Here is an 11894-nt window from a genome sequence, read left to right on the forward strand (position 1 = left end):
TAACCCGCAGGGGCTGGTGCCAGAATGGATCCATGAGATTTGACTTCGAGCGCAAGCAGCGAATCGCGATCATCGGCGGCGGACCCGGCGGATACGAGGCGGCGCTCGCGGGCGCACAGCTCGGCGCCGAGGTCACTCTCGTGGAGAGCACGGGCGTGGGCGGCTCCGCCGTGCTCACCGACGTCGTGCCCTCCAAGACGCTGATCGCGACGGCGGACGCCGCGCGCGCGATCGAAGACGCCGGCGATCTCGGGGTGCAGTTCTTCGCGCGCGGTGAGAACGGCAAGCCGCTGAAGCCGGAGGTGGCGATCAACCTGCTCGCCATCAACAAGCGGATCCTCGCCCTCGCGGGTCAGCAGTCTGAGGACATGCGCGAGCGCCTGATTGAGGAGGGCGTGACGATCATCTCGGGCTGCGGTCGCCTCGAGGGCCCCGACGCGATCGTCGTCTCGACCGGTCCCGACGGCACGGATTTCGACCGCATCGAGGCCGACACGATCATCGTCTCGGTCGGCGCGTCGCCGCGTGAGCTGCCCTCGGCCAAGCCGGACGGGTCGCGGATCCTCACCTGGAAGCAGATGTACAACATGACGGCGGTGCCCGAGCACCTGATCGTCGTGGGATCCGGCGTGACGGGCGCCGAGTTCGCCTCGGCCTACATGAACCTCGGTGCGAAGGTCACGCTCGTGTCGAGCCGCGAGCAGGTGCTCCCCGGTGAGGACCCCGACGCCGCTCGGGTTCTCGAGAAGGTGTTCACGCGCGGCGGCATGACGCTGCTGGCGAAGTCGCGCGCCGAGAAGGTCGAGAACACGGGAAGCGGTGTCATCGTCACGCTCGCCGACGGTTCGACCGTCGAGGGATCCCACTGCCTCATGGCGGTCGGTGGCGTGCCCAACACCGTGGGCCTCGGCCTCGAGGAGGCGGGCGTTCAGCTGGAGGGATCCGGGCACATCCGCGTCAACAAGGTCGGCCGGACCTCCGTGCCGAACATCTACGCCGTGGGCGACTGCACGAACCTCGTGCCCCTCGCCTCCGTGTCGTCGATGCTCGGTCGCACCGCCGTGTTCCACGCGATGGGCGACTCGGTGATCCCATTCAGCAAGCACAAGATCGCGTCGAACATCTTCACCTCGCCCGAGATCGCGACCGTCGGTTTCACCTCCGACGCGCTCAACGCCGTCGAGCTGAAGATCGACCTCGCCGAGAACCCCCGCGCGAAGATGATGGGCGTCAAGGACGGCTTCGTGAAGCTGTTCGCCCGCAACCTCTCGGGCACCGTCGTCGGCGGAGTCGTCGTCGCCCCGAAGGCGAGCGAGCTCATCTACCCGATCGCGATCGCCGTGGAGCGCCGCCTCACCGTCGATCAGCTCGCGCGCGTCTTCACGGCATACCCGTCGCTGACCGGTGCGATCACCGACGCCGCGCGCGCCATGCACGGCGTCGAGCAGCGCGGCGACGAGTAGACAGCAGTACAACGACAATGGGCCGCCCCGAGGGGCGGCCCATTGTCGTTGGATCTCAGACGATGTCGACGAGCACGTGACCCGAGCTGACGGTCTGGCCGACCGGCGCATCGATCTTCGCGATGCGGCCGTCCTTGTGCGCGTGCAGCGGCTGCTCCATCTTCATGGCCTCGAGCACCACGACGAGGTCGCCCTTGACGACCTCCTGGCCCTCCTCGACGGCGACCTTGACGACGGTGGCCTGCATGGGCGACTTGAGCGAGTCGCCGGATGCGCCCGTCGATGCGCCGCCGCCCTGGTGGCTGCGGCGCGAGGAGGGCGCGTTCGCGGGGCGGCCGGCGGTGGATCCGGGCTGCGTGATGCGGTCCGGAAGCGTCACCTCGACGCGCTTGCCGTTGACCTCGACGACGACGCTGTGACGCGGCACGGACGCCGCGGCGTCCTGCGGCTCGCCGTCCCACGCGGGGATCTGGTTGTCGAACTCGGTCTCGATCCAGCGCGTGTAGATACCGAACGGGCCCTCCTCCGGCGCGAACGCCGGATCCTCGACGACCACGCGGTGGAAGGGGATGACGGTCGGCAGGCCCGCGACCTCGAACTCCGCGAGGGCGCGTCGCGAGCGCTCGAGTGCCTGTTCGCGCGTCGCGCCCGTGACGATGAGCTTCGCCAGCATCGAGTCGAAGGATCCGCTGATCACGTCGCCCTCGGCGACGCCGGAGTCGACGCGCACTCCGGGCCCGCTCGGCGCCTTGAAGGTGTGCACCGGGCCGGGCTGGGGGAGGAAGCCGCGGCCGGCGTCCTCGCCGTTGATACGGAACTCGAAGGAGTGGCCCTGGGACGTCGGGTCGTCGTAGTCGATCGTGCCGCCGGCGGCGATGCGGAACTGCTCGCGCACCAGGTCGATTCCGGTGACCTCTTCGCTGACGGGGTGCTCCACCTGCAGGCGGGTGTTCACCTCGAGGAACGAGATGGTGCCGTCGGCGCCCACGAGGAACTCGCAGGTGCCGGCGCCGACGTAGCCGACCTCCTTGAGGATGGCCTTCGACGCCTCATAGAGAACGGCGTTCTGCTCGTCGGTGAGGAACGGCGCGGGCGCCTCCTCGACCAGCTTCTGGTGGCGGCGCTGCAGCGAGCAGTCGCGCGTCGAGATGACGACGACGTTGCCCTCGGCATCGGCGAGGCACTGGGTCTCGACGTGGCGGGGCTTGTCGAGATACTTCTCGACGAAGCACTCGCCGCGACCGAAGGCCGCGACGGCCTCGCGGGTGGCCGACTCGAACAGCTCGGCGACCTCGTCGAGCTCGCGGGCGACCTTGAGGCCGCGCCCGCCGCCGCCGTATGCGGCCTTGATTGCGATGGGCAGGCCCACCTTCTCGGCGAAGGCCACGACCTCGTCGGCGGTGTCGACGGGGCCGGGGGTTCCCGGCGCCAGCGGCGCGCCGACCTTCTCGGCGACGTGGCGGGCGGTGACCTTGTCGCCGAGCGCCTCGATGGCCTCGGCGCCGGGGCCGATCCAGATGAGCCCGGCGGCCTGCACGGCGCGGGCGAACTCGGCGTTCTCCGCGAGGAAGCCGTAGCCGGGGTGCACGGCGTCGGCGCCCGAACGACGGGCAACCGACAGGATCTTGTCGATCACGAGGTAGGTGTCGGCGCTCGTGGTGCCGTCGAGGGCATAGGCCTCGTCGGCGAGCTTGACGTGCATCGCGTCGCGGTCCTGATCGGCGTAAACGGCGACCGAGCTGATTCCGGAGTCACGGGCCGCACGGATGATGCGGACGGCGATTTCTCCACGGTTGGCAATGAGCACCTTGCGGATTACGGGCATGAATTCGAGCCTATCCAGCGGAACGCGCCTGCTTTTGATTGAGCCGCACAACATGCGCGGCGTTTCGTGTGGGAATTGCTACGAGGCGCGGTTCCAGAGCGAGGTCCACTCCACGCCGAGCTCGCGCACCATGCGGCGGATCGTTGACAGCGACATGCCGACGACGGTCGACGGGTCGCCCTCGACGCGCTCGATGAACGGGGCGCCGAGGCTGTCGACCGTGAAGGCGCCGGCGACGTTGAGCGGCTCGCCGGTGGCGACGTAGGCGGCGATCTCGTCGTCGGTGACATCGGCGGCGAAGCTGACGGTCGCGGAAGCGGTGTGGACGGCGCGGGTCAGCGAGCCGTCCTGCACGCGGATGACGCAGTGACCCGAGTGCAGCGTGCCGGTCTTGCCGCGCATCTCGCGCCAGCGGGCGATCGCGTTCTCCGGCGTGTGCGGCTTGCCGTAGACGACGGCGTCGAGTTCGAACATCGAGTCCCCGCCGATGACGATGCCCTCGAAGTCGTCGGCGAGGGCGACGGCGACGGCCTTTGCCTTCTCGCGCGCGAGGAAAGAAACGTGCTCGTCGGGCGTGAGCGGGCGGCCGAGCTCGGCCTCACGCTGTTCGACGGCGGCCTCCTCGTCCACGCCCGGCGAGGCGAGGCGGGGCTCGATGCCCACCTGTCGCATGAGCATCAATCGGGCCGGAGATGTAGAGGCGAGGCAGACATCCATGCCGTCAAGTCTCCCTCACGTCCGCAAGTCTCCGCGCGGTCGTCTGCGATTCGCGCACGACCGTGCGGAGACTTGCAGAGTTGTGGAGTGGGGTGATGGGAGGATTGGGGGATGCAGACTGGCGACATCATCGACCTCGACATCACGGGTATCGCCCACGGGGGCGTGTTTATCGCGCGCCACGGCGAGGACGGGCTCGTTGTGTTCGTGCCCGACACCCTGCCGGGCGAGCGCGTGCGCGCACGCATCACGCAGGTCAAGAAGTCGTTCGCCCGCGCCGAGACCCTCGAGGTGCTCGAAGCGTCGCCGCACCGCGTCCCCCACATCTGGCGGCAGGCCGACGTCTCGGTCGCGCCCGAGCAGCGCCCGGGTGGCGCCGATTTCGGGCACATCGCCCTCGACCACCAGCGCGAGCTCAAGGCGCGTGTCCTCTCGGAGGCATTCGAGCGCTTCGCGGGCGGCGCGGTCGAGGTGACCGTCGAGCCGGCCTCCGAGCGCGAGTCGGGGACGGGATACCGTACGCGCGTCGGCCTGCACGTCGACCGAGACGGCCGCGTCGGCCCCTACGCCGCGCGCAGCAACGACGTCATCGAGACGGCCGATTATCCGCTCGCCACTCCCGCGATCGAGCGCGCGATCGCGGCCCTCGGTCGCGAGCGCGAGGGCCGGATCGATCTCGTCCACCCCGCCGACGGCGAGGTGCGGATCCTGCGCCGCCCCGCGGCGCGCGGTCGCTCGCGCGGCAAAAAGGATCCGGAAACCGTCGTCGAGATCGTCGGTGGCCGCCGCTTCGACGTCGACGTCGACGGCTTCTGGCAGGTGCACCGCGAGGCGGCGACGGCCCTCGATCGCGTCGTCCGTGACGAGCTCGCGAAGCTTGACGCCCCCGAGCGCGCCCACCACCTCGACCTCTACGGCGGCGTGGGTCTGTTCTCCGCCGCGCTCGCCGGGCACGGCGCCGACTCCTGGGTGACGACGGTCGAGTCGTCGCCGCGGGCGACGCAGCACGCGGCGGACAACCTCGCCGATCTTCCCGTCGAGGCCATTTCGGCGCGCGTGGAGCGATTCATCTCGCATCTCCAGCCGACCGACGCGATCTCCCGTGGCATCACCCTGCTCGATCCGCCCCGCTCGGGCGCGGGGGAGCAGGTCGTGCGCCGGATCGCGGAGCTGGATCCGGCGGCCGTCGTCTACGTCGCGTGCGACCCCGTGGCGCTCGCGCGCGACGCCGGGCTGTTCCGCGAGCTCGGATACGCGGTGCGCTCGCTGCGGGGCATCGACCTCTTCCCGAGCTCGCATCACGTCGAGGCCGTCGCCGTTCTGACGCGATAATCCCGACGATTCGCGGTATTCGACACGCGACGCGCGGATCCGTTGTGCACGTCCGCCAAGGGTCTGTGCTCGTGTCCCGTTAGGGTGGAATCCGTGACCGAACCGGACATGTCGACCACCGCGGGGAAGATCCAAGACCTCCGCAACCGATACAACGAGGCCGTTGTCGAACCCGAGAAGGTGGCTGCCGAGAAGCAGCACGCCAAGGGCAAGCAGACGGCGCGTGAGCGCATCGAGCAGCTGATGGATCCCGGCAGCTTCGTCGAGCTCGACGAGTACGTGCGTCACCGCACGACCGCGTTCGGCATGGACCGCTCGCGGCCCTACGGCGACTCCGTCGTGACGGGCGTGGGCCGGATCCACGGCCGCGTCGTCGCCGTGTACTCGCAGGACTTCTCGACATTCGGCGGTTCGCTCGGCGAGGTCGCGGGCGAGAAGATCCTCAAGGTGATGAAGTTCGCCCTGCAGAACGGCATGCCGATCGTCGGCATCCTCGACTCGGGCGGCGCGCGCATCCAGGAGGGCGTGCTCGCGCTCGGCAAGTACGCCGAGATCTTCCGCCTCAACACCCAGTCGTCGGGTGTGATCCCGCAGATCTCGATCGTCATGGGCCCCGCCGCGGGCGGTGCCGTGTACTCGCCCGCGCTCACCGACTTCGTGATCATGGTCGACAAGACCAGCCAGATGTTCGTCACGGGCCCCGATGTCATCAAGACGGTCACGGGCGAGGACGTGGGGATGGAGGAGCTGGGCGGTGCGCACACGCACAACACCCGCTCGGGCGTCTCGCACTACCTCGCCGCCGACGAGGAGGACGCGCTCGACTACGCGCGGAGCCTTCTCGGGTATCTCCCCGACAACAACATGTCGGACGCGCCCGACTACGCGTCGGACTTCGAGTTCGAGACGAACGACCTCGACCAGAAGCTGAACGCGATCATCCCCGATTCGCCGAACCAGCCGTACGACATCAACGAGGTCATCGAGGTCATCGCGGACGGCGGTGAGTTCCTCGAGGTGCAGCCGCTGTTCGCACCGAACATCGTCGTGGGCTTCGCTCGCGTCGAGGGCCGCTCTGTCGGCATCATCGCGAACCAGCCGAAGCAGATGGCCGGAACGCTCAACATCGAGGCCGGCGAGAAGGCCGCGCGATTCATGCGCTTCTGCGATGCCTTCTCGATCCCCGTCGTCACGCTCGTCGACGTTCCGGGCTACCTGCCGGGCACCGACCAGGAGTGGACGGGCGTGATCCGTCGCGGCGCGAAGCTGCTCTACGCCTACGCCGAGGCGACGGTGCCGCTTGTCACCGTGATTCTGCGCAAGGCCTACGGTGGCGCGTACATCGTGATGGGGTCGAAGCAGCTCGGCGCCGACGTCAACCTCGCGTGGCCGACCGCGGAGATCGCCGTCATGGGCGGCCAGGGCGCCGTCAACATCCTGTACCGCGGCGAGATCAAGCGCGCAACCGAGGCGGGGGAGGACGTCGCCGCCGTGCGGACGAAGCTCGCCGACGAGTACACGTACAACGTGGCGAGCCCGTTCCTCGCGGCCGAACGCGGCGAGATCGACAGCGTCATCGAGCCGGCGCACACCCGCGTGATGATCGCGAAGGCGCTGCGCGCCCTGCGCCGCAAGCGCGCGGAGCTGCCGCCCAAGAAGCACGGGAACATCCCGCTGTGAGCGAGCTGGCACTGCGAGTCACCCGCGGCAACCCCACGGAGGAGGAGCTGGCGGCCGTCATCGCGGTCGTCGGCGAGACCTACGCGCAGGAGGTCGAGACGGCCAAGGCACCCGAGCGCGGGGCCCCGGACCGCTGGATCCGCTCGAAGCGCCTGCGCACCTTCCCGCGCGATCGCTGGTCCTGACCCGAAACGGGCCCCTCGGGGCCCGTTTCGCGTGTCGTGAGATTCTGAGAATGACGCGAGATTCTGACGATTTTCGTGGGAACACCCGGATCTCGGGCCAGAGTCAGAATCTCAGGGCGCGGGGCGCAGGTGGATGATATCGCCGGCGCCCACGGGCGTGCCGTCGATCTCGAGGCGACCGTCTTCCGCCAGGCCGGTCGCCGTGCCGGTGAGGGTGTCGCCGCCCGGCAGGTGGGCCGTCACCCGCTGGCCCAGCGTGATGCACGCCTCGCGCACGTCGTCGCGCACGGATCCGCGTTCGAGCGTGTCGAGCAGGGCCCCTAGCCGCGTGAGATAGCCCGCGAGCAACCGGTCCTCGTCGACCTCGACGCCCAGAACCTCGAACGACGTCGCGGTCTCGACGGGAAGCTGCTCGGCCGTCATGTGCGTGTTGATGCCGGCGCCGACGACGATGCGATCGGCCGTGGCGACCTCCGCGAGGATCCCGCACAGCTTGCGCCCGCCGACGAGCAGGTCGTTCGGCCACTTCACGCCCACGCCGTCGAGCTGTTCGCCCGCTGCGCCGGCCATCGCGGTGCCCGCGAGCAACGGGATCCAGCCCCGGCGCGAGGCCGGGATCCGCGCGGCGTCGATCGCGACCGAGACCGCGAGCGAGGATCCCGCGGGCGCCAGCCACGCGCGGTCGAGCCGCCCGCGTCCCCTGCGCTGATCGCGCGTGAGGAGCACGCCCAGGTGCGGCCACTGCTCGCCGCCACGGAGCGCCGCGACGAGGTCCGCGTTCGTGGATCCGGTGAACGGCGCCTCCACGAGGCGAGGAGAAACGGCGGAAGACAGCGGCCACATGCCCTCGAGCCTAGGCCGCGAGAATCGGACAATCGCGCGGGATCCACCGAAAACGGCAGAGATCGTCAGAATCTCACGCAAAAGTCAGCGTCTCGGGGCGCCGCATACCGGTCATCCAGTGCCTTCGGGCGAGAATGGATCCATGACCGCTCAGCAGGAACTCCGCATCGCGACCTTCCGTCGCGGCGCCGAGCTGCTCGTCATCCCCGCTGTCATTCTGATCGCCGTCGCCGGGGCCACAGGTTACCTGTATTCGAACCTGCCGGATCCGTACGAGGACTGGATGCTACTCGCCGCCGCGGGCGCGATCGTGCTCCTCGCGGTGGTGCTGCCGTGGTGGGTCTGGGCCTCGCGCACCTACATCCTCACGACCCGGCGCATCATCGTGACGCGCGGACTGCTGATTCGTCGCCGGAGCGAGCTGATGCACGCGGCGGGCTACCGGATCGATGTCGTGCGCGGGCCGCTCCAGCGCCTCTTCGGGCGCGGCACGCTGATCCTCAGCTCGGGCGGCGCGGAACTGGCACTCAAGGACGTGCACTCGCCTCGCCTCGTGCGCGAGACGCTCAGCGACCAGATCGAGATCTGCCAGATCCTCGCGCACCGTCAGGCGCAGCAGGCGGCGGCCGACCCCTACATGCGCACCGACAGCTGAGAGCTGACAAAATAGGGGCTATGACTAAGCGCGTCGGTGTAATCGGTGGTGGGCAGCTGGCTCGAATGATGATCGCTCCGGCGTCGGAGCTCGGCCTCGAGATCCGGGTGCTGGCCGAACAGGAGGGGATGTCGGCGCAGCTCGCCGCGACCCAGGTGGGCGACTACACCGACCTCGAGACCGTCCGCGCCTTCGTGAAGGACGTCGACGTCGTCACCTTCGACCACGAGCACGTGCCGCAGGACGTCCTGCGCGCCCTCGTCGCCGATGGCGTGCAGGTGCACCCGGGCCCGGACGCCCTGCAGTACGCCCAGGACAAGCTGGTCATGCGCGCGAAGCTCGCCGAGGCCGGCGTGCCGCAGCCCGACTGGGCGGGCGTGGCCTCGCGCGACGAGCTGCAGTCGTTCCTCGACGACCACGGCGGCCGCGCCGTCGTGAAGACTCCCCGCGGCGGATACGACGGCAAGGGTGTGCGCGTCGTGTCGAGCGGCGCCGACGCCGATGACTGGTTCGAGGCCTTCGCGGGGGAGCAGATCCTCGTGGAGGAGCTCGTCGACTTCCGTCGCGAGCTCGCCCAGCAGGTGGCGCGCCGTCCGTCGGGCCAGATGATCGTGTACCCGGTCGTCGAGTCCGTGCAGAAGGACGGCGTGTGCGCCGAGGTCTTCGCGCCGGCGCCGGGTGCGTCGGAGCGCGCGATCGAGGTCGCCGCGCAGATCGGTACGCAGATCGCCGAGTCGCTCGGAGTCACGGGAATGCTCGCGGTCGAGCTCTTCGAGACGAGCGACGAGCGGCTCCTCGTCAACGAGCTCGCCATGCGCCCTCACAACAGCGGACACTGGACCCAGGACGGCGCGGTCACGAGCCAGTTCGAGCAGCACCTGCGGGCGGTCTGCGACCTGCCGCTCGGCGCGACCGACACCCTTCGCGACGCCGCGTGCATGATCAATATCCTCGGCGGCCCCCAGGGCGTGGACATCGACGAGCGCTTCGCCGTCGCCATGCAGGCCTACCCCGCCGCGAAGATCCACACCTACGGCAAGGCGTCCCGCCCGGGCCGCAAGGTCGGCCACATCAACGTCGCGGACGACGACCTCGACGAGGCCGTGTACACCGCGCGCGCCGCCGCGGCGTTCTTCGCCTAGGCCGAAGCGCACCCGTCTCGGTGCCGCGCTTCACAGCAGATCACAAAAGGGTCACATACTCTGGGTGGGTGCTTCACTCATCTGAAACCCCTCTCGTCGGCGTCGTCATGGGCTCGGACTCCGACTGGCGCATCATGCAGGACGCGTCGGCGGCGCTCACCGAGTTCGGTATCGCTCACGAGGTGGAGGTCGTCTCGGCCCACCGCACGCCCGACAAGCTCGTCAGCTACGGGCGGGAGGCGCGCTCGCGCGGCCTGAAGGCGATCATCGCGGGCGCGGGCGGCGCGGCGCACCTGCCCGGCATGCTCGCGTCGCTGACGGCGCTGCCTGTGATCGGGGTGCCGGTGCAGCTGAAGACCCTTGAGGGGATGGACTCGCTGCTGTCCATCGTGCAGATGCCCGCGGGGATCCCGGTGGCGACGGTGTCGATCAACGGCGCGAAGAACGCGGGCCTGCTCGCCGCGCGAATCATCGGATCCGGTGACCCGGAGATCGCGGATCGGGTCGAGGCCTACGCGAAGGATCTCGAGCGTCAGGTCGAGGAGAAGAACCGTCGACTGAAGGAATCGCTCGCGTGACCCGTGCCGCCGAATGGACGGCGGCGCCGGGCGGCACCGTCATCGACCAAGCACCGCTTCGACGACCTGAGCCGGGTAATCCCCGGCTGATGGCGAGGCGCGGCTGGTGGCTGGTCCTGCTCAATTTCCTCTTCCCGGGCACCGCGCAGGCGGCGGCCGGGAACCGCCGCCTGGCGAAGTTCGGCCTCGGTGCGATGCTCCTCCTATGGGTCGTCGTGGTCGCCGTGCTGGTCGCGGCATTCGTCGCGCGCCCCGCCCTGATCGGCGTGCTCGCGAACGCCTGGGTGCTGTACGCCCTCGGCCTGGTCGCCGTCGGCTACACGGTGCTGTGGCTGGTGCTGAGCCTCGACACCCTGCGCCTCGTGCGTGTCGTGCGGGTGCCCGCGCCGCAGCGCTTCTTCGTCCTCGTGGCCTGCCTCCTCCTCACGGTCGTGCAGGTCATCGCGGGCGGCTTCGCCGCGAAGAGCATCTTCACGATCAGCAGCGCCTTCAGCCAGAACCTGTCGAGCAACTCGCTGACCAAGCCGCCGAGCGACGGCTACTACAACGTCGCGTTGCTGGGCGCCGACTCGGGCGACGGCCGCGACTCGCTGCGTTACGACAGCATCTCCATCGTGTCGATCAACGCCGAGACCGGCGCGATGACGATCACGGGCATCCCGCGCGACCTCGAGCACGTGCCGTTCAGCGAGGACAGCCCCATGCGCGAGCTCTACCCGAACTACTTCGAGGGCCACGCCGACCCCACCTGCGGGTGGAATTCCGGGATCAACCAGCTCACGAACGCGGTGTCGTTCTGCCGCGAGGACCGCGGCGACACGCTGTACCCGGAGGCGCGCGAGCAGGACTCGCTGCCCGAGATCGAGGCGACGAAGGACGCCGCCTCGGGGCTGCTGGGCATCGACGTGCAGTACTACATCTCGATCGACATGCACGGCTTCGGCGCGCTCATCGATGCCGTCGGCGGCGTCGACATCACGGTCGAGGAGCGCCTGCCCGAGGGTGGCGGCCCGGCATACGACGGCCAGCCGGCCGAAGAGTGGGCGACGGGCTGGATCGAGCCGGGGGAGCAGCACATGAACGGCGAGACGGCGCTCTGGTACGCCCGCTCGCGCTACACCACGAGCGACTGGGACCGCATGGAGCGCCAGCGCGAGTTGCAGACGGCGCTTCTCAATCAGATGAAGCCCAATATCCTGTTGACGAAGCTCGGCGACATCAAGAACGCCGGAACGGCGGTCGTCGAAACCGACATCCCGGACGATCTCGCGTCGACCTTCCTCGACCTCGCGGTGAAGTCAGGCGAACACGAGACGCAGACGATCGAGCTCAACCCCGACAACGGCGTCGACCAGGTGTGGCCGGACGTCGAGATGATCCACCAGAAGATCGACGCCGCCCTGCACCCGGGCGAGCAGTCCGAGTGATCCCTCCCAGATTCGGGAGGAGCCGAGCGATAGGATCCAGTGTGACT

General features: G+C 69.2%; 11 protein-coding genes. 8 read left to right on the forward strand and 3 right to left on the reverse strand.

Annotated features, from left to right (window positions below):
- Positions 1-32 precede the first annotated feature (32 nt).
- Positions 33-1463, forward strand: a complete 1431-nt coding sequence (locus tag IEX05_RS07025) for an NAD(P)H-quinone dehydrogenase (protein WP_188700649.1) — start codon at positions 33-35, stop codon at positions 1461-1463.
- Between the two features lie 55 nt (positions 1464-1518).
- Here the strand turns inward: IEX05_RS07025 and IEX05_RS07030 are convergent, their stop codons facing one another.
- Together IEX05_RS07030 and IEX05_RS07035 are read right to left on the reverse strand one after the other, a co-directional pair.
- Positions 1519-3288, reverse strand: coding sequence for an acetyl/propionyl/methylcrotonyl-CoA carboxylase subunit alpha (locus IEX05_RS07030; protein ID WP_188700650.1), 1770 nt, complete (start codon positions 3286-3288; stop codon positions 1519-1521).
- 78 nt (positions 3289-3366) lie between these two features.
- Positions 3367-4005: a Maf family protein gene (locus IEX05_RS07035; RefSeq protein WP_188700651.1), complete on the reverse strand. Its 639-nt coding sequence runs from the start codon at positions 4003-4005 to the stop codon at positions 3367-3369.
- 111 nt (positions 4006-4116) lie between these two features.
- Here IEX05_RS07035 and IEX05_RS07040 point away from each other — a divergent pair, with 111 nt between their 5' ends.
- The 3 genes from IEX05_RS07040 to IEX05_RS07050 all read left to right on the forward strand — a co-directional run bounded on the left by IEX05_RS07040 (position 4117) and on the right by IEX05_RS07050 (position 7202).
- The gene (locus IEX05_RS07040) at positions 4117-5337 is read left to right on the forward strand and encodes a class I SAM-dependent RNA methyltransferase (RefSeq protein WP_188700652.1); all 1221 of its coding nucleotides are present in this window, start codon (positions 4117-4119) and stop codon (positions 5335-5337) included.
- 108 nt (positions 5338-5445) lie between these two features.
- Positions 5446-7017, forward strand: a complete 1572-nt coding sequence (locus tag IEX05_RS07045) for an acyl-CoA carboxylase subunit beta (protein ID WP_188700807.1) — start codon at positions 5446-5448, stop codon at positions 7015-7017.
- Positions 7014-7202, forward strand: coding sequence for an acyl-CoA carboxylase subunit epsilon (locus IEX05_RS07050; protein WP_188700653.1), 189 nt, complete (start codon positions 7014-7016; stop codon positions 7200-7202). Before IEX05_RS07045 ends, IEX05_RS07050 begins: the two co-directional genes overlap by 4 nt.
- A gap of 111 nt (positions 7203-7313) precedes the next feature.
- On the opposite strand, the gene IEX05_RS07055 is transcribed toward IEX05_RS07050, so the two are convergent.
- A complete protein-coding gene (locus tag IEX05_RS07055; RefSeq protein WP_188700654.1) occupies positions 7314-8045 on the reverse strand; it encodes a biotin--[acetyl-CoA-carboxylase] ligase in 732 nt (243 codons plus the stop codon).
- Between the two features lie 142 nt (positions 8046-8187).
- Here IEX05_RS07055 and IEX05_RS07060 point away from each other — a divergent pair, with 142 nt between their 5' ends.
- The 4 genes from IEX05_RS07060 (at position 8188) to IEX05_RS07075 (ending at position 11847) form a co-directional block, all read left to right on the forward strand.
- Positions 8188-8700, forward strand: coding sequence for a PH domain-containing protein (locus tag IEX05_RS07060; protein ID WP_188700655.1), 513 nt, complete (start codon positions 8188-8190; stop codon positions 8698-8700).
- A complete protein-coding gene (locus IEX05_RS07065; RefSeq protein WP_268237869.1) occupies positions 8697-9842 on the forward strand; it encodes a 5-(carboxyamino)imidazole ribonucleotide synthase in 1146 nt (381 codons plus the stop codon). The genes IEX05_RS07060 and IEX05_RS07065 overlap by 4 nt, the downstream gene beginning before the upstream one ends.
- A gap of 107 nt (positions 9843-9949) precedes the next feature.
- Complete coding sequence (purE, locus tag IEX05_RS07070) at positions 9950-10420, forward strand: 5-(carboxyamino)imidazole ribonucleotide mutase (RefSeq protein ID WP_188700808.1); 471 nt, start codon at positions 9950-9952, stop codon at positions 10418-10420.
- Complete coding sequence (locus tag IEX05_RS07075) at positions 10417-11847, forward strand: LCP family protein (RefSeq protein ID WP_229661176.1); 1431 nt, start codon at positions 10417-10419, stop codon at positions 11845-11847. Before purE ends, IEX05_RS07075 begins: the two co-directional genes overlap by 4 nt.
- The last annotated feature ends 47 nt before the right edge of the window (positions 11848-11894 follow it).

It is taken from the genome of Microbacterium nanhaiense (assembly GCF_014646015.1).
In the GTDB taxonomy this organism is placed as follows: Bacteria; Actinomycetota; Actinomycetes; order Actinomycetales; family Microbacteriaceae; genus Microbacterium; species Microbacterium nanhaiense.